The sequence below is a fragment of the Streptomyces sp. NPDC045678 genome, assembly GCF_056432085.1.
Genome location: NZ_JBWKJS010000010.1, coordinates 24,323 through 50,159 on the forward strand (window position 1 = coordinate 24,323; position 25,837 = coordinate 50,159).

Here is a 25,837-nt window from a genome sequence, read left to right on the forward strand (position 1 = left end):
TGATCACCGCAAAGCGGGGCATAGTACTCCGCTTGTTTCCGGCCGAACCCGCCCCCTGCGCGGTCCCGGCCCCCGGGCCGCATGTTTGCATATGTCCATGATCGTTAACGCACAGCAAACAACCGAGCCGCGGACGTACGTGGACCGCGTCCTGGAGCACTGGCACACGGACGACAGCGCCGAAGCGCTCGTCCAGGGCGAGCAGCGGCTGACCAGGAGAGAGGCTCGGCAGCGGCTGTTCGGTCTGGGGCAGGCGCTGCGCGGGCAGGGGCTGGAGCCCGGCGACGGAGTGGGCCTGTTCCTGGCCAATCGCGTGGACTCCGTACTGGTGCAGCTCGCCGTGCATCTCATCGGCTGCCGCGTCGTGTTCCTGCCGCCCGAGCCGGGGCCCGGCGAGCTCGCCGCGCTGGTCGAGCAGTCCCGGGCGCGCGCCGTCGTCACGGACCCGCTCTTCGCGGACCGGGCCGCCGACGCGGCCGGCCGCAGCGTCCACGCCCCCACGCTGCTCAGCCTCGGGCCCTGCGCCGAGCCGTGCCCGGACCTCCTGGCCCTGGCGGCCGAGTGCCCGCCGGTACGCCCCGAGGGCATACCCGCCCCGGCGGCGGACGAAGCCGTCACCGTCCTCTACACGGGCGGCACCCTGGGCCGCCCCAAGCTCGCCGCGCACAGCCACCGGCTGTACGACGCACTGGTGGGCCTGGTGGACGACGCGCAGCAGGACGCTCCGCAGGACTCCCGGCCGGACGCTCCGCAGGACTCCCGGCCGGAGGCCGCGCGAGACCCCCACGCGGACGCGCCGCACCGCTCCTCGCAGGGCGCCGGCGCCACGCTCTTCCCGCCCATGGCCGCGGCCGCGGACCGCGTGCTCGTCTCCACGCTGCTCACTCACGGCAGCGGCCACCTCACCTCGCTCCAGGCGCTGGTGACGGGGGCACCCCTCGTCGTACTCCCCGAGTTCGAAGCGGGCGCCGCGCTCACGGTGCTGCGCGAGGAGCGGATCACGGCCACGATGTTCGTACCGCCCATGCTGTACGCGCTTCTGGACCACCCGGAGTGCGAGCCGGGAGCCCTTCCCGACCTCCGGCGCGTCATCGTCGGTGGCGCGGCGACGTCGCCCAGCCGCCTGCAGCAGGCCGTCGAGGTCTTCGGGCCCGTGCTCAGCCAGGGCTACGGACAGTCGGAGGCGCTCGGCATCGCCGCGTTCGGCGCGGAGGACCTCGCGTCGGAGGGGGCGAGGCGGCCCGAGCTCTGGCGGAGCTGCGGTCGCGCCATCACCGACACCGAGATCGAGATACGCGCCGAGGACAGTGCGGAGGCGCTGCCCGTCAGGCAGGTCGGCGAGGTGTGCGTGCGGGGCGAGACGGTGATGCTCGGCTACTACGAGGACCCGGAGCGCACCGCGGAGGCGCTGCACGACGGCTGGCTGCGCACCGGCGACATGGGCTACCTCGACGCGGAGGGCTACCTGTACCTCGTCGACCGGGCCAAGGACATCATCGTCACCGGCAGCACCAGCGACAACGTCTACTCGCGGGTCCTGGAGGACTTCCTGCTCACGCTGCCCGGCGTGCGCAACGCGGCGGCGCTGGGCGTGCCGGACGACGAGTACGGCGAGGCCGTGCAGATCTTCCTCGCCACGGCGGAGGGCACCGACGTCGACCCGGACGCGGTCGGCGCGGCGGTGACCGCCGAGCTGGGCGACCTGTACACGCCCCGGAAGACGGTCCTGCTCGACCGGCTGCCGACGACGAAGGTCGGCAAGGTCGACAAGAAGGCGCTGCGCGCGGCGTTGGCGAGCTGACCGCGGACAGCTGACCGCGGCGGACCGATCGCGCGCCCCAGGACCCGTGCGGGCCACCGCTTCTGACCGGTGGCCCGCACGGCCGTCTCCTACTGGCGCCCTCTTGCCGCTGCCTTCCTCCTGTTGCCCTCGCCTCACGCCCGACGCAGCACAGAACCGCCCGCGTATCGCGCCGAGCCGCCCAACTCCTCCTCGATGCGGATCAGTTGGTTGTACTTGGCCGTGCGGTCGGAGCGGGAGAGCGAGCCGGTCTTGATCTGGCCGCAGCCGGTCGCCACCGCCAGGTCCGCGATGGTCGTGTCCTCCGTCTCGCCGGAGCGGTGCGACATGACGGCGGTCCAGCCCGCCCGCTGGGCCGTGGTCACCGCGGCAAGCGCCTCGGTCAGCGTGCCGATCTGATTGACCTTGACCAGGACCGAGTTGCCGACGCCGGTGCGGATTCCCTCGCGCAGCAGCGTCTCGTTGGTGCAGAACACATCGTCGCCGGTGAGCTGGCAGCGGTCGCCGACGCGTGCGGTCAGTTCGCGCCAGCCGTCCAGATCGTCCTCCGCCATCGGGTCCTCGATGGAGACGACCGGGTAGGCGTCGATGAGTTTGGCCAGGTAGTCGACGTTCTCGGAAGGCGTACGGCGCACGCCCTCGCCCGAGTAGTCGTACACGCCGTCACGGAAGAACTCCGACGACGCCGGGTCCATGATGAGGCCGATGTCCGTGCCGGGGCGGTAGCCTGTGCGCTCGATGGCGGCCATCACGAAGTCGAGTGCTTCCTCGGCGGTGCGCAACGCGGGCGCGAAGCCACCCTCGTCGCCGACGCCGGTGGAGTGGCCGGCCGCCAGCAGGTCGCGGCGCAGGGTGTGGAAGACCTCGCTGCCCATGCGGACCGCTTCGGCGAAGGTGTCCGCGCCCACCGGTGCGATCATGAACTCCTGGAAATCCAGCGGATTGTCGGCGTGCGCACCGCCGTTGACGATGTTCATCATCGGCAGCGGCAGGAGGTGGGCGTCGGCTCCGCCGAGGTAGCGGTAGAGGGGCAGACGGTGGGCCGCCGCGGCGGCCTTGGCCGTGGCGAGGGAGACGCCGAGGATCGCGTTGGCGCCGAGCCGGGACTTCGTCGCGGTGCCGTCGAGGGCGACAAGCGCGGCGTCGAGCTCCGCCTGGTCGGCCGCGTCCCGGCCCCGCACGGAGGCCGCGATTTCCCCGTTGACGTGGGCCACCGCCTGGTCGACGCCCTTGCCGTGCCAGCGCGCGGAGTCGCCGTCGCGCAGTTCCACGGCCTCGCGGGCGCCGGTGGAGGCGCCGGAGGGAACTGCCGCGCGTCCCAAGGACCCGTCGGCCAGAAGGACGTCGACCTCGACCGTGGGATTGCCCCGGCTGTCGATGATCCGACGGGCGGTGACGGCATCGATGAGGGTGTCGACGGTTCCGGTTGCTCTGCTGGACATGGGAGTTCCTCCCCGTTGTCGTGTGCCGGGCCCTGGCTGCGACAACGCTGGCGCCGAGCCCGACAGGACGAAACCATACAGCAATGCTGCTCAGTTTTGCTGCACAGCATTGCTGGATAGTGTGTCTGGCCGTGCAGGTCAGATACGCGACGCTGCCGACCGGCGCGATAAAGTGCCCTATGCCCTCCTCGCCCGCATCGCCGACCGCGCGCACCCCGGAAGCCGCCGCCATCGCCGCGGAACTGCGTACCGCGATGGGCAAGCTCACCCGGCGCGTCAAGCACGAGGACCGCATTCCGCTGGGCCAGGTCGCCGTCCTGGGCGCACTCGACCGCGACGGCGCCATGACCACCAGCGACCTCGCCGCCGATCAACGCGTACGCCCCCAGTCGATGGCCCGGGCGGTGGGGCTGCTCATGGAACAGAACCTGATCACGCGCAGGGCGCACCCCACGGACGGCCGCAAGTCGCTGGTCGAGCTGACGGACGAGGGCAGGGCCGCGCTCGAGGCGGAGCGCGGCCGCAGGGTCGGCTGGCTCGCGCAGGCCATCGAGGACGAACTCACGGACGAGGAGCGGGTGTTGCTGGAGCGCAGCGCGGCGCTGCTGGAGCGGCTCGCCTCGCGCTGAGCGCGTCAACCGACAGACGGAGGCGTGAGATGGACATGGGCTGGTCGGACCTCGCGGCGGCCACGCTGGAGAACGCGTACGTCCACCTGCGCCCCGTCACCCGGGGCGACCACGCGTCTCTGCACGCCATCGCGAAGGACCCGGGGATCTGGCGCCACACCGTCGACCGGGTCGCAACCGACGCGGACTTCGACGCATACTTCGAGGGCCTGCTCCGCGAACAGTCGTCGGGGCGACGCGTCGCCTTCCTCGTCACGGACAGACGCAGTGGCCGTGCGGCGGGCGGCAGAAGCTACTGCAACATGGCGGAGGCGCAGGGCCGGCTGGAGATCGGCGGAGCCTGGCTGGGCAGCGAGTTCCGGGGCCGTGGAGTGAACCGCTGGGTGGACCACCTGCTCATGGAGCACGCCTTCGAGCGCCTGGGAGCCGAGCGTGTGGAGTTCAAGACGCACGTGGCGAACCAGCAGGCCCGCAGCGCCCTGACCAAACTCGGAGCCACCGAAGAGGGCACCCTGCGCAGCTACGACCCCACCCCCGGCGGCGGCCGCCACGATGTGGTGTTCTTCAGCGTCCTCAGGGCCGAGTGGCCGGCGGTGAAACGACGAGCCGCCGCCCCGGCCCCTGCGGCCTAGTGGTGGGGTTGGTGGGACTGATCGGGTTGCGGTCCCGTGCAGGCGTCCGTACAGACCGGGATCGCCCCCGGGTTGCGCCAGGCCACCAGTACGGCCACCACGAGCAGTACCGTCAGCACGCTGCCGGACCGGACCAAGCGGTTACGGAAGTTGCGGCTGCGTACGGCCCGCTCCTCCTGGACCGCGTAGGCCGCCTCGAGCAGGGCCGCGACCGCCCACGGCACACGCTCGTCACGCGGCCACTTCTCGCGCCTCAGTTCCTCGACCAGAGCGAGGCGCGGGTCCTGCCGACAGAGCGGGCCTGCCAGGGCGAGTACCGCGTCGATACGGGGCCACGCCCTGGCCGGTTGCGACATCGCGATGATTGCGACCTCGGCCCCGTGAAGGCACGCCAACGTGCCTTCGTACGCCACCCCGTTCCACCAACTGCCCAGCCGCCAAAGGAGGCTGCTGTTTCCGGCGGCCTGCTGCATGTAGTCGTCGGCTTTGGCGAGGAGGCACTCCGCTCCCGCCCGCGGCTGGCTCGTCCGGGTACGTGGTCGGCCAGTGCGGTCCAACGAGGCGTCTGTGACGTCGAGTTGGTGGCGCAGGATGCACATACGGGTCTGCGTGCGGTGCAGCCAGGTGGTGGACCTGGTGCGGAGAGATGTCCGTCGAGGTGGGGGAGGGGGCGGGGGTGGGAGTGGCTCGGGTGGGTCCGCGGTGGTGGATGCCGATGGCGTGGCCTTCGCGGCGGGCCTCGGTTCAGGCGGCCGGCTGCGGGTGAGGTTTCTGTACAGCCATGTCGAGCGGCGCTGTGTCTGCATGCTGTCCCCCGTTGCGTTCTTCTTGTGCAGCATGCTCCCGCGCGCGGCCGGCGTCCACGCCGTACGAGGCGTACGACCCGTACGGACCTCAGCTCTCCTGCGACGTGGCGGGCGCCTGCCCCGCCTTGTCGACCACCGTGGAGTCGATCACGGCCTGGGCCGACATGAGCGTTCCGGCCTTGCCGTACTCGGTGTCCTTGAAGAGGTAGCTCCGCGATCCGAGGAACGTGAGGTCCTGCGGGTCGAAGACCCATTCGGTACGCGCGCCGAACGTCGTGTCGTCGCGGGCGATTCCGACGCCGGTCCGACCGGTGACGTCCTTGGCCGTGGGCACCTTCGTGACTCCGGGGATCCTGGCCGCTGCCTGGTAGAGGGCGGCGGCCGTCTTGGGCGGCGTCACTCCACCGAGGAGGCCGCCGATGCAGTCGAAGACGGCCTGGTCGCGCTCCACCCGGTCGGGCTTCGTCACCTTGGCGTACAGGTAGGTCAGCAGCTTCTCGGGGTCGGTGGGCAGGGTGGACAGCCAGTGGTACGTGGGCCGGTTGAGGCCTGCCGGCGTGCCGTGGGTGTCGCCCAGTTGGGCGTTGATGGGCAGGGTCTCCCCCTCGCTGCGGGTGAGTCCGAGCTCGCGCAGCGGGCCAGGCTCCTGCGACACCCAGGACTCCGTGTCCCTGAGCGGACTGACGACCGCCTTGCCGCTGGTCAGGTCCGCCTCGCGGACCTTGGACCTGGTGTACGCGAACTGGTCGTCCCTGACCTGCAGTGGGTCGCCCTTGCCCGCGGCGTCGGAGATCCGGTCGAGCAGCGCCGCCGCGGGCCGCATGTCCCGTGCGTCGTGCCGGCCGGTCGCCGCGGCGACCGGTGCGTCATCGCCGGTGGTGAGCGCGACGCCCGTGGCGAGGATGCCGCCGAGAGCGAGGGCCGTGACGGGCGCGAGGAGGGCGGGACGCAGGAGGCGGCGGGCGGGGCGGGTGCCGGAGTGGGCCTGATCGGTGCGATCGGTGCGGTCGTTGCGGTTGGCCTGGTCGTGGTCGATGCGTCGCATCAGTCGTTCCTTGTGGTGGAGGTGCTGCTCGTACGGGAGGTCCCGATGGGCCGGGGGCGGCAGCAGCCGGGCGATCTCCTCGATGTCGGCGTCCGAACGCCGGGCCTCGGTCGAGGGGTTCGAGGCGGTCGAGGGGGTGTCCCTGTGGTTCATGCCGTTTCCTCCCGCACGGGCAGGGCCGCGAGTGCGGCTTCACCAGTCATCTCTCCGCGAGCGATGCGCGGTTCCCTGTTTCTTTCCGCCCGTTCGTCCGCGGCCGCTTCGTCGGCGAACCGGGCGAGCTTCGCCCGCGCCCGGGACAGCCGCGAGCGCACGGTTCCGACGGGGACGCCGAGCGCCTCGGCCGTCTGCTGATAGTCGAGACCCGACCACACGCACAGCGTCAGCACTTCCCGCTCCTGGCGCTTCAGCCGGTTCAGGGCGGCCTGTACGGCGTGCAGCCGGCGCGCGTCGTCGATGCGCCCGGCGATCTCGGGGGCGAAGTCGGCGACCACGGTCTGCTGCCGCTGCCGGGCCAGGAACGCAAGGCGGCGGCGCAGGCCGCGCCGCGTGTTCTCCGCCTTGTGGGTCGCGATGCCCAGCAGCCAGGGGCGCAGGGACCCCTCGTCCGCGTGGAGCCGCTCACGCCCCCGCCACGCGGCCAGGAATGTCTCCGACATGATGTCCTCCGCGGTCGACCAGTCACCGGTGAGCCACAGCGCATGCTGGTAGACCTGCCGGGCGTACTGGTCGTACAGCTCGGCGAACGCGTCACGTTCGCCGGCTCTCACGCGTTCGCGCAGATCGTTCTCTGAGTCCCTCACAGTCATTCCCTCTCCGCCGCACCGGCGGAGTTCCTGTGACCTGCGCCATACGTCGACCGGCTGACCGCCACCTTCGTGGCCTCGTCACCGCCCTGGAACGACGGTATGCCAAGGGTGTGGGCGCGAGACGTGGGGGCAGTGTGGGGGCATGACTGCGATGCTCTCCGCCTACGTACTCGGGACGCCTGATCCGCCTGCCCTGGCCGACTTCTACCGGGCCCTGCTGGGCTGGGAGGAGGTCGAGCGCAGCCCGGAATGGGTCCGCCTGCGGCCGCTGGAATCGGAACGGTCCGGCCTCAGTTTCCAGCTGGAACCCGACCACACGCCCCCGACGTGGCCGCAACGCCCCGGTATGCAACAGATGCAGGCCCATCTGGACGTGCAGGTCGACGACCTGGAGGCGGAGACCGAGCGCGCCCGCGCACTGGGCGCGACCCTTGCGGAGCATCAGCCGCTCGAGAACGTACGGATCATCCGCGACCCGCACGGCCACCTGGTCTGTCTCTTCCTCCCCGGAGCATGAACCCCGGAGCATGAACCCCGGAGCATGAATTCCGGGGGCATGAACGCGGGCTAGGTTGACCCTGACCCTACGTCAGGGTTAGAGGCTTGCCGCATGACGAATGACAGCACCGCCTCCGTCCGGCGCACTCCGCCGGTCGGGGGATTCCAGAAGATCGACGACCGCGACGTCTTCGTGCACCGCTCCGGCAGCGGCGGCCCCGCCGTCGTCTTCCTGCCCGGCGCGGGCGCGGTGGGCCTGGACTACTTCGGTGTCCAGCAGATGGCCGCGCGGTTCACCACCACCGTGACGTACGACCGCGGCGGCACGGGCTACAGCGACCGCGTCCCGCTCCCGCGCAGCGCCGCCGAGGTCGCCACGGAACTGCACGAGCTGCTGAGGGCCCTGGACATCCCCGGACCGTACGTGCTCGTGCCGCACTCCCTCGGCGGCCTGTACGCCCACCGGTTCGCTCAGCTGTACCCGCAGGACGTGGCGGGCCTCGTCCGGCTGGACGCACTCGACCGCGACTGGGACGACTTCATGCCCGCCACGGCGACGCTCGCGGCGATCGAGCGGATGGGCCCCGGCCGTGAGCAGATCGACCAGATGCGTCCGGCCTTGCGCGCCATGAGGGCCGAGTTGCTCGCGGACTGTCCGGAGCACGTACGGCAGGCGTTGAGCGAAGCCAAGGAGAGCGAGGAGTGGACCGAGTCGGGCATCGCCGAACGCACCGGCCTCGCCGATCTCGCCACCGAACTGCGGGCCGGGCCGGGCCTTCCCGACGTCCCGGTGATCGCCCTCACCGTGGTGGGCGCCGACCCGGCCCAGAAGGCGTTGGCTTCGGAGCGTACGTGGCAGGAGATGAACGAGGGCAAGACCAGAATGGACGCGGCCCTGGTGGGCACGGTCTCGCGCGGGGAGCAACGCGTCCTCCACGACACCGCCCACCACCGGCTCTGCTTCGACCGCCCCGATGCCGTGGTCCAGGCGATCAGCGACGTCATCGCCCGGATCGACACCTGACCGGGATCGACGCCCGGGTCGACGCCTGACCGGGATCGACCAAGATCACCTCTGGTTAGACTCGATGCGACCACGACCCGGGGAGAGAACGGTGCTCACGATCGGCCAACTCGCCGCGACGGCCGGCGTGACCGTGCGCACCGTTCGCCACTACCACCACGTCGGCCTATTGCCGGAGCCGCGCCGCGACGCCTCCGGCTACCGCCGCTACAGCGCCCAGGCGGCCGTCGACCTCATCCGGATCAGGACACTCGCCGACGCCGGCGTACCGCTGGCCCGCATCGACGCGCTGCTGCACGCCCAGCCGGCCGCATTCGCCGAGGCCATCGACGACATCGACACCGCACTGCGGCGCAAGATCGACCAACTCAACGAGAACCGGCGCCGGATCGCCGAACTCGCGCACGGCGAGCGGCTCGTACTGCTTCCCGAGGTGGTCGCCGTGCTGGACCGGATGCGTGATCTGGGGATCGGCGAACGGCGGATCCGGCTCGAACGCGACGCGTGGATCCTCATGCAGGCGCTGGACCCGCAGCTCGTGCCGCGGCGGATACGGGAGAAGCACGCGGCCCTCGACGACCCCGGGACCACGCGCCTGCTGCTCGCCTGCGACCGGGCCGTCGACTGGGAACCGGACGATCCACGCCTGGACACGCTCATCGACGACCTGGACGCCCGGGAGATCGAACACGAACAGGAGGACGACGGCGACCCCGCCAAGTACCTGAAGCTGGTGTCCTCCCGTATCCGCGAGGCGTCACCGGCGTGGCGGCGCATCGTCGACGCTCTCGTCCACCGCGCCGAGCAGCGCCGGGAGTCGCTCAGCTGGTCAGCGCCTCGGTGATCTGGCGGGAGGTCTGCGCGGCGACCCTGGGGTCGACGGCCGCGTACGTGGTGTAGGCGTTGAGGCCGGTGGCCAGCGCCCAGCCGCGGCCCCTGGTCCACGTGGCGTCGTCGACGCCGAGGGCGGTGCGGAAGGCGGCCCGGCTCCCGGCGGACATCAGGGTGAAGGCGATGGTCAGGTCGCAGGCCGGGTCGCCGATGCCGAGGCCGCCGAAGTCGATGACCGCGCTGAGGCGGCCGTCGACGGTCAGCAGGTTGCCGGTGTGGAAGTCGCCGTGGAACCAGACCGGTGGGCGGTCCCATGCGGGTGCGTCGAGGGCCGCGTCCCACAGCTCGGTCATGGCCGCGGCGTCGAACACGCCGTCCAGATCGGCGATGGCGGCCCGCGTCGTGCGGTCCCGTTGGGCCAGCGGCTCACCGGCGAGGTCGTCGTCGGCACCCGCGACGCCGGCGGCCCCCACCACCGGGAAGTCCTCGGCTACGAACGTCTGCAGGGCGGTGAGGAATTCCGCCAGTTGGACGGCGGCCCGGGGCGAGTCGGACAGTGACTCCGTGGTCGCGACCTCACCGTCCAGCCAGCGGGACACGGCCCACGGCCACGGGTAGCCGAAGTCGGGCTCGCCCACCGCGACCGGCACCGGGATCGCCAAGGGCAGGTGCGGTGCGAGCCGGGGGAGCCACACGGACTCCTTCGCGGCCTGCCCGACGGCATCCTCGTGGCGGGGCAGCCGAACGGCCAGGTCGTCCCCGAGACGGTAGATCACATGGTCGGAGCCCGCCGGTTCGAGCAGTTCGAGGGGCAGTGCGGACCACTGCGGGAACTGCGTGCCGACCAGCCGTCCGGCCAGTGCGGCATCGATCGTCGGCCGGGGGCCCGCGGTTCTTCCGGTCGTCAAGGACAACTCCTGCGCTGGGCCCACTCGTCGCGGCGGGCGGTCGGAGTCATCCCAGCGTCGCACGGGCACATCTGTCGATCCATTTTCCCGTCGCAGGACCGGCCGTGTACCGCCGACCGACCGGGAGCTGAGCGACACGAACATCCTGATCAACGCGGCCTGCCCCGGCTTCTGCGCGACCGACCTCAACGGATTCCGCGGCGTCCGCGGCGGCACGACGGGCTTCTTCGACGACGAGGGGGGAGGTGCCGTGGTGACGTGAACGCTCGTCAGAACGGCTCCGTTCCCCACCCGTCGGTGCCCAGCCAGGTGTAGGTGGGACGCCCCTCGTAGCCGCTGGTGCGGAACGGCTTGCCCTGGTCGTCGAGGCGCAGCACGCCGTGCCGCTTGCCGCTGGACCACTTCAGGTCCATGGACCACTTCACGTCGTGGAGTGCGGTGCCTGCCGTGACGAGGAAGACCTGCGGGTCGCTCTCGCTGACGTCGTAGGGGAAGCCGCGCTGTCCTGTCACGGGCGTGGCGCGCGGCGCCGTCTCGTCTAGGTCGACGGTGAAGGACTTGGCGTAGATCTGGTCGTCGCAGCGAGTCCGTATCTCGAAGTTGTTCCAGGCCGCCGGCGCGTTGCTGCTCTGCACGCGGACGTCCATGGCCTCCAGGACGACACGGTCCTTGCCGGTGCCCTGCACGGTGACCTCGATGTACTGGTGACGGGCAGAAACCGCACCGAGTTCCCCCACCCAGGCGGGCACGTCCTGCTCCGCGGGTGGTTCCGGCATCGCGCCCGGCGCCTTGTTGACCAGGAGGTTGTGTGTACAGCCTTCGTAGAGGAACGGCCTGACGCGCGTCGTCAGCGGCGGGCCGGGAGTCTTGCTCCGCCCGCGGCCGGAGTCGGTTTCCTGCCCGCCGCCGCCCTGGGGAGTGCCGGGCGTCGACCGGCCGCGATCCCCGTGCTTGCGCGGGGGCGCGGACGAACCGTCCCGACTGCCGTGTCGGGCCTTCCCCTTGGCTTCCGCACGGGACGATGCGTCGGCGTCGGGGCGGTCGGTGTCGGCGCTCCTGCCGGACCGGTCGGAGGACGAGGGGCTGGGGGTGCCCCGGGTCGGCGGGGCGGTGGGTCCGGCGATGTGCTGCTGCGTCCGCCCTTCGCCGTCACCGCTGTTGTGCGGGGCGAGGGTGACGGAGCCGATGCCGACGATCGCGGCGGCGACGGTGGCGAGGACGAGGATGCGCCGCCGCGGGTGCGGGACCGACGGGGAGGAGACGGTCGCGCTCCCCGCCTCCAACGCAGACCCGACCTCGGGCGCGGCCCCGGCTCCCGGCGCCGCCCCGGCTCCCGGCACAGATCCGGCCTCCGGTGCGGACCCGGCTCCCGGCACGGACCCGGTCCCCGGCGCAGATCCGGTCCCCGGTGCGGACCCGGCTCCCGGCACAGATCCGGCCTCCGGTGCGGACCCGGCTCCTGGCATGGGCCCGGCTCCCGGCGCCGCCCCGGCCCCCGGCACAAACCCGGCCTCCGGTGCGGCCCGGGTCCCCGGCACAGCCCCGGCCTCCAGCGCATCCGGACCGCCGGAAGCGTCGGACCGCGACGCCCTCGGTCCCCGCTCCGCGTCCGCGACCACCCACAGCCGGTGCGCCTCCACCAGCTCTCGCGGCGACGCCTCGCAGAGCCGCGCGAACCGTTCCACCGTGACGAACTCGGGGGGCACCGCGTCTCCGTTGCAGTACCGGTGCACCGCCGACGTGCTCAGGTGCAGCCGCCGGGCCAGCACCCCGTAGCTGAGGCCGGACCGTTCCTTGAGCTCGCGAAGCAACTCCGCGAGCGAGCCCGCGTCCACCCCGGCCCCCGCCCCAGTCCTCGTCCCCATCTGCCCCGGCACCCCCACCAGCCCCGCCCCGCAACGTGTTCCGGGACCCAGACGCTCTGCGGTCCGAACACGGTTCCGAACGTGGTCCTGCACACGGCTCCGACCAGGCCCCGAAGCCGGCCTGAACCGGCCTGAACCGGCCTCACCACTGGCGGTTCACGGTCGCCTTGCTTCCGGTCACCAGGCTGGCCGGCGGCACGTCGTCGGCCACGACCGCGCCCGCGGCGATCACGGCGTCGCGGCCGATGCTGACGCCGGGAAGGATCGTGGCACCGGCGCCGATCCACACGTTCTCCGCCACGTCGATGGGCCCTCCGGTGAGCCAGCCTCGCCGCTCCTCGGGGTCGACCGGGTGGCCGACGGTGATGAACGTGACCTTGGGGGCGATCATCACGCGCTCGCCGATCCGGATACCGGCGTAATCCAGGAGCGTGCAGTTCTGGTTGATGAACACGCGGTCCGCCAGATCCAGGTTGAGGCCGTGGTCCGTGTAGAAGGGCGGGTAGATCGTGGTTCTCGGGGACAGTGGCCTGCCCAGGATCTGTTCGAACAGGGCTGCTTTGCCGTCGTCGTCCTCGAAGGGCAGGACGTTGAGGCGGGACGTGAGCCCGGTGACCCGCAGGACCCGCTCGGACATGGCCTTGAACTCGGGGCTGTGGATGCGCATGAGCCGGTCGCCGGACATGTCAGGGTCCCTTCTTCTGGTGTTCCGAGGCCGTCACATAATCTCGTGCATGCACACCGCAGTGACTGCGGGGAGTCGTCGCACGGGGGAGGCGAGGGTGTTCCGTAAGGGCACGCGGCTGCTGGCGGGCACCCTGTTCGCGGCCTTCATGCTGCTCGTCGGCCCCAGCGCCCCGAGTGGAGCCCTCTTCGTCAGGTCGCTGCCCGTCGACGCCGTCGGCGATGTCGTGCCGAACCGGGTCATGACGTGGAACATCTGCAACCCCTGCGACGTGAGCAACATCGACCGGGCGGCGGACATCGCCACGTACGCGCCCCAGGTCATCGGTCTGCAGGAAGCGTGCGTACGGGACGTCGAGAGGATCCGGAACTACCTGCGCAGCTTCTACGGGCTGGAGTACCACGTCCGGTACGGGACGGTCCTCCAGGACTGGGGCCGGTGCGGGGGAGTGCCGTGGAACCCGGGAGGTTTCGGCCAGGCGATCCTCTCGGCCGCACCCATGACGGACCCGGTCACCGCGGAGTATCCGGACGGCGGATCCGAGGACCGTGGGTACATGGCCGTCACCACCACCGTCGGCGGCCGGTCCGTGCGGGTCTTCAACACGCACCTCGCCCAGCGGCAGCAGGAAACGTTCCGGGCGGCCCAGGTCGGCGTACTGGCCAAGGCCATCGCCCGGCACGACCGCGCGATCGTTCTCGGCGACTTCAACGCGGTGCCGGACGCCCCCGAACTCAGCCGCATATGGGAGCTGGCCGAGGACACGGACTCCGAGTGCCACCCCGAGCCCACGGGACCCTGCGAACCGACGACCGACTGGCACAGCAAGTTCGACTACGTCTTCCTCCGTGGCTTCGCCGCGCGCGAGCACCGCGTACAGCCCACGCCGTACTCGGACCACCACATGCTGCACACCGACGTGGAACCGAAGTAGGCCGTTCCCGGGGTCAGGGACAGACAGGGACGGGGACGGCGACGGCGGCGGTCACGGCGACGAGGGTCAGCCGTCGTCCTCGTCGTCCTTCCCGTCCTCGTCCACATCGTTCTTGGACGCCCGGCGCCCCCTCGTGACCGCGAGCACGCTGCCGGCGACGGCGATCACGGCGATGGCGAGGGCGATGCTGATCCCGCCCTGCGTGTCCCAGTACACGTCCTCCAGGCTGATCAGCAGCGCCGCTTCGTCGACGACGAGGGCGAGGCCCACCCCGTAGGCCAGCCCTATCCAGGCGCGTGCCCGGGCGGAGCGTTCGGCCAGGCCCGCCGCACCCACGCCCGCCAGGAGCAGGATTCCCCACACGTAGTGGTGGATGTGCACCCCGCCGGCCTGCATGTCGCCGATCCCGGCCACGTCGATGTGGATGAGCCAGGTGAGCAGACGCATCCCGCCGAAGGTCAGGGCGAATCCCCACCAGGCAAGGATGAAGCCCCTGCGCTTCGGTGAGATGCCGGGCAGCAGACGCAGCCAGGGCGAGGGGTGGGACTTCATCCGTGCTCTCCCGCCGTGAACTTCTCGATCAGCGCGGCGAGGGCGTCCGGCGCGCCGAAGTGGGCCGCGTGGGCGGCGCCCGGAAGGTCCTGCGCGTACCCGTCGGCGACGAGGTCCGCCACGCGCCGCGTCCACGCGGAGGAGGCGATGGTGTCACCCGCTCCCCGTACGACGAGGGTGGGCGCGCGGACTCGGGACAGGTTCACCTCGAATGCCGCGGCCGCGTCCCGCAGCGCGTGGCGGAAGGAGGCCGCGCAGCGCAGGGGGCCGGTGACCAGGTAGTCGAACCCGGCCAGCGCGATCAGGCCGAGGGGCTCCCTGGGAGCGTCGGCGACGAGCCGTCCGAACTGCCGCAGACCGGAGGCGCCCGGGTCGAGCGCGGGGCCGACCAGTACGAGGTGGCTCACCAGATGGGGGTGGCGGGCGGCCAGGGCCGCGACCACCTGGGAGCCGACCGAGTTGGCCACCACGACCGCGGGGGCCGGCGAATCCCCGCGGTCCAGGCCGTGCGCCAGGGCATCCGCGAGTTGTCCGACATCGGGCGCACGGCGTACGACGGACCGTGAGCGCCCGTTGCCCGGCAGGTCGGGTACGACAACGGAGGCGCCGCTCGCGGCCAGCCGACGCGCGAGCGGCACGAAGTAGCGGCCCGAGAGCCCGAGTCCGTGCACGAGCACGAAGGCCGGGCGGCCCTCGCGCGGCGGAGGCCCGTACCCGCGGGCGTGGAAGCCGAGGTCAGTCATGTGATCCACATGCCCACGATCGCTTCTCGTACCGCCCAAAAGGTATGACACGCCGAAAATGCGTGACACGCCCGACGCGTCAAGCGGCGAGTGAAGCGGCGAGCCTTCCAGCGCTTCAGGCGTTGACGTCGAAAGGCACACCGGACGGCAGTGCCGCGGCCAGGTGGCCGGGGAAGCTCCCGTCCTTCAGTCCGAAGGTGGCGCTGCCGAAGTCATGAGCGCTCAGCTTGTCCCGCAGGCCCGCCGGATAGCCGTTCCAGCCGACGAGGGCGGGGAACTGCCATGCGCCGCGGTGGTTCTCCGGCGGCTCGTCGCCGGCGGTCGCGGCGCGGAAGCAGTGGGTTCCGATGCCGTCCTTGTGGTAGACGACCTTCGGATGGGTGCCGTCCCAGCGGATCTGGTCGCGCGAGTGGACGCGGAACTTGCCGTGGGCCGAGGTGGCGACGTACTCGGCGCGGCCGTCCTTCACCCACACCACGACGTGCTCCCAGTCGTGCCGGTGGCCGCCGAGGCCGCTGCCGGCGACGGCCTGGTCCTTCTCGAAGTAGAGGCCGTACATGACAGCGCACCAGCCGTTGTTGCACTTGCTGCGGGCGTAGCCGTTGGTGTTGGCGAGGTCGCTCGCGTCACGGCACTGCCCGTTGACGGCGCCGCTCGGCTTGAGCCCGCCGTTCACTGTTCCGTCGGGGCCGATGGCGGGCGTCGGGTAGCAGCCGTCGCCGTCGTAGTCGTACGCGGGCTGGAACGTCTGCTCGGTGCCGTCGGCGCTCGGGGGCAGGGCCTGCGGCGGCGCGGCGACGGCCGACCCCGCGAAGGCCACGACCAGGGTGAGGGCGCCGCCGACGGACAGGGACGCACGGCGGATCGTTCGGCTCGACTTCGACGACGACTCTGATGACGACTCCGGCGACGACTTCAACTTCGACTTCAAGTTCAAGGGGGTTCTCCTCGGGCACTTCGGGACGGCCATGAGCAGCTCGGGCAGCCTTGTCATGCCCGCAACATCTCCTGGTCACGCGTCCGAGGAGTTACGCGTACCGGCAGGGGAGCCGTCGCCCCTCTCCTGGCCCGAACCGCGGAAATGGTTCACGCGTTCGAAGCTCGTTCGTCCCACAGGATGCGGATCCCGCCTCGCGCCCTGAATCTGGAGGAGAAGGGGAGGAACGCAGAGAGTCGAGAGGCAGGTACAGCCCATGTCGGTCATGGACAAGCTCAAGCAGATGCTCAAGGGGCACGAGGACAAGGCCGGGCAGGGAATCGACAAGGCAGGCGACTTCGTCGACGACAAGACCCAGGGCAAGTACTCCAGCCAGGTCGACACCGGTCAGGACAAGCTCCGGGACCAGTTCGGTTCGGACAGGTCCCAGCAGGACCCGCCGCAGAGTTAGGCGGGCGGCGCATTCGCGCACGGTGCGGGCCCCCGATCCTCCGAAGGACACGGAGGATCGGGGGCCGCATGCGCTTCGACGGATGGATCGCTGGCCTCGGCACCGGTTCCGGCGTGCGCCTGGTCGTCGGTCACTGGCCGGTGTCCCCGCTGGGGCCGTTCGCCGACGTCATGGTGGAGCACGCCGACGGCCGTCGCGTGCTGCTCGCACCGTCGGACGAGGTGGCGGAGTTCGTCACCGCCACGTACCACTTCGACGACATCGCCATCTGCCCCGTGACCGTCGAGCCCGGGCGGGGGTGGGAACAGTGGACCGTGACCGCGGGGCCGCTGCGGCTCGCCTTCGAACCCGGGCGGTCCACCGTGCTCGGGCGCCTGCTGCGCCTGGTCCCGGGGCGCCTCGCGAGCAGCCCCGGCTGGGCCGCCCTGTGTGACGTGCCGGCCCGCCTGCTGATGCCGGGCGTGCGGACGCGCGGCAGCGCGGGCAGGGGGCGCAGGGAGTGGTACGCCGCCAGGGACCTGCGTACTGTCACGTCGGCGCGCGCGTCGTGGGACGGGCGGGACCTGGGCGCGCTCACGGCGGTGGAACCCCCGGTCCGCTTCGGTTTCGGGTCCGTGCCCCGCAGGCCGTCCCTGACCCGCGTCGTCACCACGGTGGAACTCGCGGCCACCGAGCGCCCGCGACGGTCCGATTCATGACTTGTGTTCGCAGGGCGGCTCCCTGTCGCAGTTTGGCCTGAGCCCCCGGACGGAATGTGCTCGTACGAGCCGCCGGGGCGTCCGGCGTCGCAGTCCGCCCGGGAGGCCGAGGTCATGAACGCACGCATCGGGGAGCCAGGCGGAAGCGGGCGTGCGGTCGTCCTGGGCGCGGGCATGGCCGGGATGCTGGCCGCCGGCGTCCTGGCGGGACGGGTGGACGAGGTGGTGCTCGTCGACCGGGACCGCATGCCCGAGACGGCCGGACCGCGCCGCGGGCTGCCGCAGGCCCGCCACGCGCACATGGTGATGTCGGGCGGCGCGAGCGTCATCGACGCCCTGCTGCCGGGCATCCTCGACGCCTGGGTGGCCGCGGGGGCGCGGAAGCTCGGGGTGACGGACGGAATCGTCGTACTCGGCCCCCAGGGCTGGTTCCCGCGCAGGCCCGACACGAAGTTCCTCGTCTCCTGCACCCGGGACCTCCTCGACGCGGTGCTGCGCGAACGCGTCCTGGCCCTGCCGCAGGTGACTCTCCGCGAGGGCGCGGAAGTGGTGGAGCTCCTCGGCGACCCGCGCCGGGTCACCGGCGCGGCCTTACGGGACATCGACAGCGGAACCGTCGGCAACGTGGAGGCGGACCTCGTGCTCGACGCCTCGGGCCGCGGCTCGCAGGCCTCCCGGCACCTCGCCCGGCTCGGACTGCCCGCCGTACGGGAAGAGGTCGTGGACGCCGGTCAGGTCTACGCCACCCGCCTCTTCCGCGCCCCGCCCGGCGCGGAGGACTTCCCGCTCGTCAGCATCCAGGCCGACCCGCGCGCCGGAACCCCCGGCCGCGGCGCCACGCTGCTGCCCGTCGAGGGCGGCCGCTGGCTGGTCACCATCGCGGGCACCCGTGGTGGCGAACCCACCAGGCACGCGGCCGACTTCGAGCCGTTCGCCCGCAGCCTGCGCGACCCCCTCGTGGCCGACCTGATCTCACGCGCCGAGCCCCTGACGGACGTCCACCTCACCCGCAGCACCGTCAACCGGCGCCGCCGCTACGACCGGCTGCCCGCCGCGCCGGACGGGTTCATCGCCCTGGGCGACGCGGTCGCCACGTTCAACCCCGTCTACGGCCAGGGCCTGTCGGTGGCCGCCCGCAGCGCGGCCGCACTGGACCGCGCCCTCGGTGAGCGCCCGGCCGACCGCGAGGGGTTCGCCCGGCACGTCCAGCGGTCGGTGGCCCGCGCGACGGGCGGGCCCTGGGACTTGGCCACCGGCGAGGACCTCAACTACCCCGGCACCACGGGCGGCCGACTCCCGCCTGCCGCGCGGCTTTTGCGCGGATACACCCAGCGGATGATGCGGTCCGCCACCGGCAACACCGCGGTCCTGCGCGCACTGACCGATCTTATGACCCTGTCCGCGCCCCTGACCTGCCTCGCCAGGCCGCAGGTGCTGCTCGGCGTCGCCCGGGGGCCGGGGCGCGGCGCTCAGACGGGCCCCTCCATCACGCCCGAGGAACTCGCGGTGTGCGGACTGAGCAGCACGCGGCGCTGAGAGCCGAACGCAGCACACCGCACGCACCCCGCGCGTGACCACTCCCGCCCTCACACGTTCTCCATGTCTTCGAGACTTGACCGAGAACACGCATCTATTGACGTGACTCGTTCAGGAAATTTATGGTCCCTGGACCCTCGCAAGGCGAACCAGAGTGACGGAGAACAATGACGTACTCCCTCGGTGCGCGGCCGCGTGCCGTCCGACTGACCGCGGTGCTGCTGGCCGGAACCCTCGTCGCCTCGGTGCCCTCGGTCGCGGCCGGAACGGGCCCGGACGGTGACACCACCCCCGCCGCGCACTGCCGCACGGGTGACGGCTGGACCCTCGGCACCACCACCCGGGCCGACGCCAAGGACACCCACCACGCCTTCGTCGGCAACGGCTACCTGGGACAGCGCGTGGCGCCCAACGGTGCCGGATACACCGAAAGCGAGGCCAAGACGGGGTGGCCGCTGTTCACCCCGCGCTACGACGGCTCCTTCGTGTCCGGGCTGTACGCGCACAACCCGAAGACCGCCGAGAACCGTCAGGCCGTCGCCGCCCTGCCCAACTGGTCCGCCCTCACGGTCAGTACGGGCGGAGCGCAGGGCGATACCTTCAACTCTTCTACGCCGTCCGACCGCATCTCCGACTACCGCCAGTCGCTCCTCCTGCACTGCGGTGTCGTCCGTACGTCGCTGACCTGGACGGCCGCCGACGGGCGCCGCACCGATCTCGTCTACGAGGTGCTCGCCGACCGCACCGACCCGCACGTCGGTGCCGTCCGGATGAGGATGACGCCGCACTGGAGCGGCAAAGCCACCGTCACCGACCTGCTGGACGGCCGCGGCGCACGTCGCATCCAGCAGACCGGCGGCGGCGACCGGACCGGCGGACACCGCGACGGCTCCCGTGCCACGCCGAGCATGGACGTCGCCTTCCGCACGGAGGGCACGAAGGTCGACGGAGCCGTCGCCTCCACGCTGCGCGCCGACCACGGGGCGCGCGGAGCCAAGGCCCAACAGGCCAAGCACGCAAAGAACCTGACGGCGCGCCAGGACATCGCGCTGCCGGTCCGGCGCGGACAGTCGTACGACTTCACCAAGTACGTCGGCGTCGACACGGGCCTGACCTCCCGCGCACCGCGCCGGGACGCCACCGCCACCTCGCGGCGGGCCGCCGACCGCGGCTGGCGGACCCTGCTGCGCGCCCACACCGCCGCCTGGGCCGAGCTGTGGCGGGGCGACATCGAGGTGCGCGGGCAGCGCGAGATGCAGTCATGGGTGCGGTCCGCGCAGTACGGGCTGCTCGCCAACACCCGCCGAGGCGCCTCGAACAGCATCGCGCCCGCGGGCCTGACCAGCGACAACTACGCCGGTCTCGTCTTCTGGGACGCCGAGACCTGGATGTACCCGGGCCTGCTCGCCACCCGGCCCGAACTCGCCAAGTCCGTGGTCGACTACCGTTACCGCACCCGCGCGGGAGCCCGCGAGAACGCCCGGAAGTTCGGTTACGAAGGTCTCTTCTACCCCTGGAACAGCGGGAGTTCGGGCAACCTCGCCAAGGAGTGCCACAGCGTCGATCCGCCGCACTGCCGCACCCAGATCCACCTCCAGTCCGACATCTCCCTCGCCACCTGGCAGTACTACCTGGCCACCAAGGACACGGACTGGCTGCGCGAGCGCGGCTACCCGGTCATGAAGGGCATCGCCGAGTTCTGGGCCGGCCGCGTCAGCCGCAACAAGGACGGCAGCTACTCGATCAAGGACACGGCCGGGCCCGACGAGTACAGCAACGGCGTCGACGACGCGGTCTTCACCAACGCGGGCGCCGTCACCGCCCTGCGCCACGCCAGCCGCGCCGCCGAACTCGCCGGGGAGCGGGCCCCCGCGGAGTGGAAGACCGTCGCCGACCGCATCCGCATCCCGTACGACGAGGGACGCAAGGTCTTCCAGCAGTACGACGGCTACAAGGGCAGCACCATCAAGCAGGCCGACACGGTCCTCCTGATGTACCCGCTGGAGTGGAAGATGCCCGAGGGCGCGGCGGCCGCCACCCTCGACTACTACGCGCAGCGCACCGACCCGGACGGCCCGGCCATGACGGACTCGGTGCACGCCGTCGACGCCGCCGGAATCGGTGAGCCGGGCTGCTCCACGTACACCTACCTGGAGCGCTCCATCAAGCCGTTCGTCCGCGGCCCCTTCGCGCAGTTCTCGGAGGCCCGCGGGGACAAGGCGGGCGCCGATGACCCCCTGTCGGGCTCGCCCGCGCACGACTTCCTCACCGGCAAGGGCGGCTTCCTGCAGACCTTCACCAACGGCCTCACCGGCATGCGGATGCGGGAGAACAGCCTCCACCTCGACCCGATGCTGCCCCCGCAGCTCGGCCGCGGCGTCACCCTGCGCGGCCTGGCCTGGCAGGGGCGCACGTACGACATCGAGATCGGCGCCCGCCGCACGACCGTGCGCCTCACCGGCGGAGCGCCGATGACGCTCGACACCCCGCAGGGCAGGCGGACCCTCGGCAAGGACGCCCCCGTCGTCCTGGAGACCCGCCGCCCCGACCTGGCCCCCACCACCAACGCGGCCCGCTGCACCACCGCCAAGGCCTCCTCCGAGCAGCCCGGCATGTACGCGGGCGCCGCCTTCGACGGCAACTCGGCGACCGCCTGGGTTCCGGACGGCGCGAACGGCCGGCTCACGACGGACCTCACCAAGCCGATGCGCGTCAAGAAGGCCACGCCGACCTGGAGCGACATCGAGCCGGCCGCCCACAGCGTCGAGGTCTCCCTCGACGGACGGAACTGGCACCGGGTGGACGCGCACGACCCGCGGCTCGCGCGGTACGTGCGGGTGACCGTGCGCGGCGAGGCGGGGGCGAAGAAGCACCCGGGAGTCGCGGAGCTGACGGTGAACTAGCGCAGGAGGGCGTCGGTTCCGGAGCGGATCAGCTCCAGAACCCGACCAGGGCGGCGGCTAGTTCGGCGGGGGCCTCCTCGGCGATGTGGTGGCCGGACTCGACAGGCCCCCCGGACGGTGGGCGGACCGCCCAGTCGCGCCAGACGCCCAGTACGTCGCCGTAGAGCTCGGCCATGTCGTCGCGGGTGGCCCACAGCACCTGGAGAGGACACTCGATGCGCCGGCCGGCCAGCCGGTCGGCGTCGTCGTGCTCCCGGTCGACGCCGAGGCCCGCCCGGTAGTCCTCGCACATGGCGTGCACGGTGGCCGGGTCGTGGATCGCCCGCCGGTAGTCCTCGTACGCCGCGGCGCCCATCTGCTCCGGAGTGGCCCTGTACCAGGCGTCGGGGTCGGCGTTGATGACGCGTTCGGCGCACTTGTCGGTCTGGCCGAGGAAGAACCAGTGCCACCAGCGCGCGGCGAACGTCGCGTCGCAGCGCCGCAGTGCCTCGCCGATGGGAACGGCGTCAAGGACGCTCAGGGCGGACACCGAGTCCGGGTGGTCCAGAGTCAGGCGCGTCGCCACGTACGCACCCCGGTCGTGCCCCACCACGGCGAACCGTTCGTGCCCGAGTCCGCGCATCACCGCGAGGCAGTCACCCGCCATGGCGCGCTTGGAGTAGGGGCTGTGCCGCTCGTCGGTGGGCGGTTTCCCGGAGGCGCCGTAGCCCCGCAGGTCCGGGCAGACGACCGTGTATCCGGCCGCGACCAGCAGCGGGGCGACGCGATGCCAGGTCGCGTGGGTACGAGGATGACCGTGCAGGAGCAGCACCGCGGGCCCGCTCCCGCCGTGCCGTACCCGCAGTCGCACCCCGTCGCCCTCGCACCGCGTCAGCTCGAAGTCGTCGAACACATGGCCTCCTGTGTCTCAGTCGGTGCCTCGATCACCGTAGGTGCGGACGAGTACCCACCGGGAAGGGGTGGGCGACGGCCGGGGCCCGAGCGAGGGCGCGTCAGCGCCGGTGGCCCAGCGGACACAGCGTCGCGCCCTCGCCGGCTGCCGTCTCCTGGTGGCGCCAGTGCCGGGCGCAGTAAGGGACATCGCACTCCGCGCAGAAACCCGCGTCCCCTTTGAGGCCCGCCGTGTGGATGCGGGCGAAGGTGCGCGGATAGCGGAAGGCTCTTCGGTAACGGTCCGCGTCCTCGGCCGAAACGTTTTCACCCGCGCCGTTCGTGTATGCCTCGCTCTCCACGGTGAACCACCAGAGCGAGTGGTTCCTGGACGTCGCGTAGGCGGCCCGGCTCGTCGCGTCCCAGCGCGGCATGCTGACGGGATGCGTGCCGGGAGGGGTGAACTCGAGGTGTGCGATGTGTGCCTTGCACACCGCGCAGGCCACGTACAGGACGAACATGAGCGAGGGAACTTGCCTCATGAGGTGGGGCCTCGGGAGAGGCGCGGAGTACTGCTCGGGTGGACGCATCCTTGCACGGTGCGACGCGACGCAGAGCGCGACAGGAAATGAGCGGGCGCTACGAGCCACGGGCCGGACACCACCGAGTACATCACCTCGGACACATGACGGCCGACCAGGTCACCGCCCGCCCGGTGGGGCACATGTGTGCGGCGCTCCGGTTCGAACCGGAGCGCCGCACGCGCGTCAGGACCTCCTGGCCCCGATCTCTTCGCGGACCGTCCTGGCGGCCGCGACCAGGTTCTCCAGCGAGGAGCGGGTCTCGGGCCAGCCGCGCGTCTTCAGGCCGCAGTCGGGGTTGACCCAGAGCCGTTCGGCGGGGATGGCGTCGAGTCCCTTGCGCAGCAGGGCGGCCGCCTCCTCGGCGCTGGGGACGCGCGGGGAGTGGATGTCGTACACGCCGGGGCCCGCTTCGCGCGGATAGCCGTGCGCGGCGAGCTCGCGGGCCACCTGCATGTGCGAACGGGCCGCCTCCAGGCTGATGACGTCGGCGTCGAGGTCGTCGATGGCCTGGACGATGTCGCCGAACTCCGCGTAGCACATGTGCGTGTGGATCTGCGTGTCCGGACGCACCCCGCTGGTGGTGAGGCGGAAGGACTCGGTGGCCCAGGCCAGGTAGGCGGGGTGGTCGGCGGCGCGCAGGGGCAGCGTCTCGCGCAGTGCGGGTTCGTCGACCTGGATGACCGAGGTGCCGGCCGCCTCCAGGTCGTCGACCTCGTCGCGCAGGGCGAGGGCGACCTGGCGCGCGGTGTCGCCGAGCGGCTGGTCGTCACGGACGAAGGACCAGGCGAGCATGGTGACCGGGCCCGTGAGCATGCCCTTGACGGGCCGGTCGGTGAGGGAGTTGGCGTACGTCGTCCAGCGCACCGTCATCGGCTCGGGGCGCGAGATGTCACCGGCGAGGATCGGCGGGCGCACATAGCGCGTGCCGTACGACTGGACCCACCCGTGCTGTGTGGCGAGGTAGCCGGTGAGCTGTTCGGCGAAGTACTGCACCATGTCGTTGCGCTCGGGCTCGCCGTGCACCAGGACGTCGATGCCCGTCTTCTCCTGGAACGAGATCACCTCCTGGATCTCGGCCTTGATCCGCTCCTCGTACCCGGCGCCGTCGATCCGCCCGGCCCGCAGGTCGGCGCGGGCCGTGCGCAGTTCACCGGTCTGCGGGAACGAGCCGATGGTCGTCGTCGGCAGCAGCGGCAGGCCGAGCGCGGCGCGCTGGGCGGCGGTCCGCTCCGCGTACGGCTGGGAGCGCCGGGCGTCGGCGTCCGTGACGGCGCCGGTACGGGCACGGACGGCCGGGTCGCGGGTGATGGGAGAGCCGGCCCGTGAGGCCAGATCGGCGCGGTTCGCGGCGAGTTGGGTGGAGATCGTGTGGGTGCCCCGGGCCAGGCCGCGGGCGAGCGTCACGATCTCCGCGGTCTTCTGGCGGGCGAACGCCAGCCAGCGCAGGATCTGCGGTTCGATGTCCCGCTCCAGCCCCGTGTCGAGGGGGACGTGCAGGAGGGAGCAGGACGCGGCCACGTCCACCCGCTCGGCGAGGCCCAGCAGTGTGCCGAGGGTGGACAGGGACTTCTCCAGGTCGTTGACCCAGATGTTGCGGCCGTTGACGACACCGGCGACCAGGCGCTTGCCGGGCAGTCCGCCCACGGAGGCCAGCGCTTCGAGGTTGCCGGCGGCCGCCTCGGTGAAGTCGAGGGCGAGGCCGTCGACCGGGGCCTTCGCGAGCACGGGGAGCGCGTCGCCGAGCCGGTCGAAGTACGACGCGACAAGCAGCTTGGGGCGATCGGTCAGGGCGCCGAGGTCACGGTAGGCGCGCTCGGCCGCGTTGAGGTCGGCGGGCGTGCGGTCCTGGACGAGGGCGGGCTCGTCCAGCTGAACCCATTCGGCGCCCGCCGCGCGCAGGTCGGCGAGCACCTCCGCGTACACCGGAAGCAGTCGGTCGAGCAGCGTCAGCGGGTCGAAGTCGGCGGCGACCCCGGGCGCGGGCTTGGCCAGCAGGAGGTACGTCACCGGCCCGACGAGCACCGGCCGCGCCGTCAGACCCAGCGCACGGGCCTCCTTGAACTCGGCCACCTGCTTGGACGAGTCGGCGGTGAACACTGTGCCGGGGCCCAACTCGGGGACCAGGTAGTGGTAGTTGGTGTCGAACCACTTCGTCATCTCCAGCGGCGCCACGTCCTGCGTGCCGCGCGCCATGGCGAAGTAGCCGTCCAGGGCGTCCGCGTCGGTTGCGGCGCGGTGCCGCTCCGGGATCGCGCCCACCATGACGGTGGTGTCCAGGACGTGGTCGTAGTACGAGAAGTCGCCGGTCGGGACTTCGCCGATGCCGGCGTCGGCGAGCTCCCGCCAGTTGGCGCGGCGGAGGTCGGCGGAGGCGGCGCGCAGGGCGTCGGCGGTGACGCGGCCCTTCCAGTAGCCCTCGACGGCCTTCTTCAGTTCGCGGTGGGGGCCCTGGCGGGGGTAGCCGTACACGGTGGCGCGTGCTGCCGCGGCTGCGGTCTTGGTGGTCACGGAGATCTCCTTCGCGAGATGAATCCCTGAGATCCCGGGGACGGGACGACAGCGCGAAGGGGTGACGCACCGGACGGTCCGGGAATCCGCGCCGGGCGCGGTGGTCCGTCAGATGTGTTCGCCGACCCGCCCTCGAGGTCACCGGG

At 71.8% G+C, this 25,837-nt stretch carries 24 protein-coding genes and 1 pseudogene; 12 read left to right on the forward strand and 13 right to left on the reverse strand.

From position 1 onward, the window contains the following. The first annotated feature begins 97 nt into the window (after window positions 1-97). Window positions 98-1,801, forward strand: a complete 1,704-nt coding sequence (locus AC07DO_RS31200) for a class I adenylate-forming enzyme family protein (RefSeq protein ID WP_479064275.1) — start codon at window positions 98-100, stop codon at window positions 1,799-1,801. Window positions 1,802-1,935: 134 nt separating this feature from the next. Here AC07DO_RS31200 and eno read toward each other — a convergent pair whose 3' ends face one another. Next, window positions 1,936-3,243, reverse strand: a complete 1,308-nt coding sequence (gene eno / locus AC07DO_RS31205) for a phosphopyruvate hydratase (protein ID WP_479064277.1) — start codon at window positions 3,241-3,243, stop codon at window positions 1,936-1,938. Between the two features lie 179 nt (window positions 3,244-3,422). Between eno and AC07DO_RS31210 the strand changes: the two genes are divergently transcribed. Both AC07DO_RS31210 and AC07DO_RS31215 read left to right on the forward strand, forming a co-directional pair. Further along, on the forward strand, window positions 3,423-3,872 hold the full coding sequence (locus tag AC07DO_RS31210; protein WP_479064880.1) for a MarR family winged helix-turn-helix transcriptional regulator: 450 nt from the start codon (window positions 3,423-3,425) through the stop codon (window positions 3,870-3,872). A 35-nt stretch (window positions 3,873-3,907) separates the two neighbouring features. Then, window positions 3,908-4,504: a GNAT family N-acetyltransferase gene (locus AC07DO_RS31215; RefSeq protein WP_479064279.1), complete on the forward strand. Its 597-nt coding sequence runs from the start codon at window positions 3,908-3,910 to the stop codon at window positions 4,502-4,504. On the opposite strand, the gene AC07DO_RS31220 is transcribed toward AC07DO_RS31215, so the two are convergent. The 3 genes from AC07DO_RS31220 to AC07DO_RS31230 form a co-directional block, all read right to left on the reverse strand. Next, on the reverse strand, window positions 4,501-4,860 hold the full coding sequence (locus tag AC07DO_RS31220; RefSeq protein WP_479064281.1) for a hypothetical protein: 360 nt from the start codon (window positions 4,858-4,860) through the stop codon (window positions 4,501-4,503). The genes AC07DO_RS31215 and AC07DO_RS31220 overlap by 4 nt on opposite strands. 538 nt (window positions 4,861-5,398) lie before the next feature. Then, entirely contained in the window at window positions 5,399-6,508 is a 1,110-nt protein-coding gene (locus AC07DO_RS31225; RefSeq protein ID WP_479064283.1) for a CU044_5270 family protein, read from the reverse strand. Then, window positions 6,505-7,137, reverse strand: a complete 633-nt coding sequence (locus AC07DO_RS31230; protein ID WP_479064882.1) for an RNA polymerase sigma factor — start codon at window positions 7,135-7,137, stop codon at window positions 6,505-6,507. Before AC07DO_RS31230 ends, AC07DO_RS31225 begins: the two co-directional genes overlap by 4 nt. A gap of 169 nt (window positions 7,138-7,306) precedes the next feature. On the opposite strand from AC07DO_RS31230, the gene AC07DO_RS31235 reads away from it, so the two are divergent. The 3 genes from AC07DO_RS31235 (at window position 7,307) to AC07DO_RS31245 (ending at window position 9,530) form a co-directional block, all read left to right on the forward strand. Then, window positions 7,307-7,681 carry a VOC family protein gene (locus tag AC07DO_RS31235; RefSeq protein ID WP_479064285.1) on the forward strand — a complete coding sequence of 125 codons (375 nt, stop codon included), beginning with the start codon at window positions 7,307-7,309 and terminating at the stop codon, window positions 7,679-7,681. A 93-nt stretch (window positions 7,682-7,774) separates the two neighbouring features. After that, window positions 7,775-8,686 (forward strand): alpha/beta fold hydrolase, encoded by a 912-nt coding sequence (locus AC07DO_RS31240; RefSeq protein WP_479064287.1) that lies wholly within the window; start codon window positions 7,775-7,777, stop codon window positions 8,684-8,686. 91 nt (window positions 8,687-8,777) lie between these two features. After that, a complete protein-coding gene (locus AC07DO_RS31245) occupies window positions 8,778-9,530 on the forward strand; it encodes a MerR family transcriptional regulator (RefSeq protein ID WP_479064289.1) in 753 nt (250 codons plus the stop codon). Here AC07DO_RS31245 and AC07DO_RS31250 read toward each other — a convergent pair. Continuing rightward, window positions 9,508-10,425: an aminoglycoside phosphotransferase family protein gene (locus tag AC07DO_RS31250; protein ID WP_479064291.1), complete on the reverse strand. Its 918-nt coding sequence runs from the start codon at window positions 10,423-10,425 to the stop codon at window positions 9,508-9,510. The two genes, AC07DO_RS31245 and AC07DO_RS31250, sit on opposite strands and share 23 nt — an antisense overlap. 121 nt (window positions 10,426-10,546) lie before the next feature. On the opposite strand from AC07DO_RS31250, the pseudogene AC07DO_RS31255 reads away from it, so the two are divergent. Further along, a pseudogene (locus tag AC07DO_RS31255) lies at window positions 10,547-10,682 on the forward strand (dehydrogenase); the annotation flags it as partial. Between the two features lie 12 nt (window positions 10,683-10,694). On the opposite strand, the gene AC07DO_RS31260 reads toward AC07DO_RS31255, so the two are convergent. Both AC07DO_RS31260 and AC07DO_RS31265 read right to left on the reverse strand, forming a co-directional pair. Then, entirely contained in the window at window positions 10,695-12,290 is a 1,596-nt protein-coding gene (locus AC07DO_RS31260; RefSeq protein ID WP_479064293.1) for a helix-turn-helix domain-containing protein, read from the reverse strand. Window positions 12,291-12,432: 142 nt separating this feature from the next. Next, a complete protein-coding gene (locus AC07DO_RS31265) occupies window positions 12,433-12,975 on the reverse strand; it encodes a DapH/DapD/GlmU-related protein (protein ID WP_479064295.1) in 543 nt (180 codons plus the stop codon). A 49-nt stretch (window positions 12,976-13,024) separates the two neighbouring features. On the opposite strand from AC07DO_RS31265, the gene AC07DO_RS31270 reads away from it, so the two are divergent. Next, window positions 13,025-13,909, forward strand: coding sequence for an endonuclease/exonuclease/phosphatase family protein (locus tag AC07DO_RS31270; RefSeq protein ID WP_479064297.1), 885 nt, complete (start codon window positions 13,025-13,027; stop codon window positions 13,907-13,909). A 66-nt stretch (window positions 13,910-13,975) separates the two neighbouring features. Here AC07DO_RS31270 and AC07DO_RS31275 read toward each other — a convergent pair whose 3' ends face one another. From AC07DO_RS31275 to AC07DO_RS31285, 3 genes are all read right to left on the reverse strand, one after another. Beyond that, entirely contained in the window at window positions 13,976-14,461 is a 486-nt protein-coding gene (locus tag AC07DO_RS31275; RefSeq protein ID WP_479064299.1) for a hypothetical protein, read from the reverse strand. Beyond that, window positions 14,458-15,204: an alpha/beta fold hydrolase gene (locus AC07DO_RS31280; protein WP_479064884.1), complete on the reverse strand. Its 747-nt coding sequence runs from the start codon at window positions 15,202-15,204 to the stop codon at window positions 14,458-14,460. Before AC07DO_RS31280 ends, AC07DO_RS31275 begins: the two co-directional genes overlap by 4 nt. 115 nt (window positions 15,205-15,319) lie before the next feature. Continuing rightward, the gene (locus AC07DO_RS31285) at window positions 15,320-16,198 is read right to left on the reverse strand and encodes an NPP1 family protein (RefSeq protein ID WP_479064301.1); all 879 of its coding nucleotides are present in this window, start codon (window positions 16,196-16,198) and stop codon (window positions 15,320-15,322) included. Window positions 16,199-16,397: 199 nt separating this feature from the next. Here AC07DO_RS31285 and AC07DO_RS31290 point away from each other — a divergent pair, with 199 nt between their 5' ends. From AC07DO_RS31290 to AC07DO_RS31305, 4 genes are all read left to right on the forward strand, one after another. After that, window positions 16,398-16,592: an antitoxin gene (locus AC07DO_RS31290; RefSeq protein ID WP_479064303.1), complete on the forward strand. Its 195-nt coding sequence runs from the start codon at window positions 16,398-16,400 to the stop codon at window positions 16,590-16,592. A gap of 68 nt (window positions 16,593-16,660) precedes the next feature. Continuing rightward, window positions 16,661-17,290, forward strand: a complete 630-nt coding sequence (locus tag AC07DO_RS31295) for a hypothetical protein (protein WP_479064305.1) — start codon at window positions 16,661-16,663, stop codon at window positions 17,288-17,290. 114 nt (window positions 17,291-17,404) lie between these two features. After that, a complete protein-coding gene (locus AC07DO_RS31300; RefSeq protein ID WP_479064307.1) occupies window positions 17,405-18,826 on the forward strand; it encodes an NAD(P)/FAD-dependent oxidoreductase in 1,422 nt (473 codons plus the stop codon). Window positions 18,827-18,993: 167 nt separating this feature from the next. Next, a complete protein-coding gene (locus tag AC07DO_RS31305) occupies window positions 18,994-21,729 on the forward strand; it encodes a discoidin domain-containing protein (RefSeq protein ID WP_479064310.1) in 2,736 nt (911 codons plus the stop codon). Between the two features lie 28 nt (window positions 21,730-21,757). Here AC07DO_RS31305 and AC07DO_RS31310 read toward each other — a convergent pair whose 3' ends face one another. The 3 genes from AC07DO_RS31310 to metE form a co-directional block, all read right to left on the reverse strand. Continuing rightward, the gene (locus tag AC07DO_RS31310; RefSeq protein WP_479064315.1) at window positions 21,758-22,621 is read right to left on the reverse strand and encodes an alpha/beta hydrolase; all 864 of its coding nucleotides are present in this window, start codon (window positions 22,619-22,621) and stop codon (window positions 21,758-21,760) included. Between the two features lie 100 nt (window positions 22,622-22,721). Beyond that, window positions 22,722-23,141, reverse strand: coding sequence for a hypothetical protein (locus AC07DO_RS31315; RefSeq protein ID WP_479064317.1), 420 nt, complete (start codon window positions 23,139-23,141; stop codon window positions 22,722-22,724). A gap of 225 nt (window positions 23,142-23,366) precedes the next feature. Beyond that, window positions 23,367-25,691 (reverse strand): 5-methyltetrahydropteroyltriglutamate--homocysteine S-methyltransferase, encoded by a 2,325-nt coding sequence (gene metE / locus AC07DO_RS31320; protein ID WP_479064319.1) that lies wholly within the window; start codon window positions 25,689-25,691, stop codon window positions 23,367-23,369. Window positions 25,692-25,837: the final 146 nt, after the last annotated feature.

What these genes read in the sequence shown, in the direction of transcription:
- AC07DO_RS31200 (WP_479064275.1), top strand. Translation starts at nt 98, where the DNA reads ATGATCGTTAACGCACAGCAAACAACCGAGCCGCGGACGTACGTGGAC.
- eno (WP_479064277.1), bottom strand. Translation starts at nt 3,243, where the DNA reads ATGTCCAGCAGAGCAACCGGAACCGTCGACACCCTCATCGATGCCGTC.
- AC07DO_RS31210 (WP_479064880.1), top strand. Translation starts at nt 3,423, where the DNA reads ATGCCCTCCTCGCCCGCATCGCCGACCGCGCGCACCCCGGAAGCCGCC.
- AC07DO_RS31215 (WP_479064279.1), top strand. Translation starts at nt 3,908, where the DNA reads ATGGGCTGGTCGGACCTCGCGGCGGCCACGCTGGAGAACGCGTACGTC.
- AC07DO_RS31220 (WP_479064281.1), bottom strand. Translation starts at nt 4,860, where the DNA reads ATGTCGCAACCGGCCAGGGCGTGGCCCCGTATCGACGCGGTACTCGCC.
- AC07DO_RS31225 (WP_479064283.1), bottom strand. Translation starts at nt 6,508, where the DNA reads ATGAACCACAGGGACACCCCCTCGACCGCCTCGAACCCCTCGACCGAG.
- AC07DO_RS31235 (WP_479064285.1), top strand. Translation starts at nt 7,307, where the DNA reads ATGACTGCGATGCTCTCCGCCTACGTACTCGGGACGCCTGATCCGCCT.
- AC07DO_RS31240 (WP_479064287.1), top strand. Translation starts at nt 7,775, where the DNA reads ATGACGAATGACAGCACCGCCTCCGTCCGGCGCACTCCGCCGGTCGGG.
- AC07DO_RS31260 (WP_479064293.1), bottom strand. Translation starts at nt 12,290, where the DNA reads ATGGGGACGAGGACTGGGGCGGGGGCCGGGGTGGACGCGGGCTCGCTC.
- AC07DO_RS31265 (WP_479064295.1), bottom strand. Translation starts at nt 12,975, where the DNA reads ATGTCCGGCGACCGGCTCATGCGCATCCACAGCCCCGAGTTCAAGGCC.
- AC07DO_RS31270 (WP_479064297.1), top strand. Translation starts at nt 13,025, where the DNA reads ATGCACACCGCAGTGACTGCGGGGAGTCGTCGCACGGGGGAGGCGAGG.
- AC07DO_RS31275 (WP_479064299.1), bottom strand. Translation starts at nt 14,461, where the DNA reads ATGAAGTCCCACCCCTCGCCCTGGCTGCGTCTGCTGCCCGGCATCTCA.
- AC07DO_RS31280 (WP_479064884.1), bottom strand. Translation starts at nt 15,204, where the DNA reads ATGACTGACCTCGGCTTCCACGCCCGCGGGTACGGGCCTCCGCCGCGC.
- AC07DO_RS31285 (WP_479064301.1), bottom strand. Translation starts at nt 16,198, where the DNA reads ATGACAAGGCTGCCCGAGCTGCTCATGGCCGTCCCGAAGTGCCCGAGG.
- AC07DO_RS31290 (WP_479064303.1), top strand. Translation starts at nt 16,398, where the DNA reads ATGTCGGTCATGGACAAGCTCAAGCAGATGCTCAAGGGGCACGAGGAC.
- AC07DO_RS31295 (WP_479064305.1), top strand. Translation starts at nt 16,661, where the DNA reads ATGCGCTTCGACGGATGGATCGCTGGCCTCGGCACCGGTTCCGGCGTG.
- AC07DO_RS31300 (WP_479064307.1), top strand. Translation starts at nt 17,405, where the DNA reads ATGAACGCACGCATCGGGGAGCCAGGCGGAAGCGGGCGTGCGGTCGTC.
- AC07DO_RS31305 (WP_479064310.1), top strand. Translation starts at nt 18,994, where the DNA reads ATGACGTACTCCCTCGGTGCGCGGCCGCGTGCCGTCCGACTGACCGCG.
- AC07DO_RS31315 (WP_479064317.1), bottom strand. Translation starts at nt 23,141, where the DNA reads ATGAGGCAAGTTCCCTCGCTCATGTTCGTCCTGTACGTGGCCTGCGCG.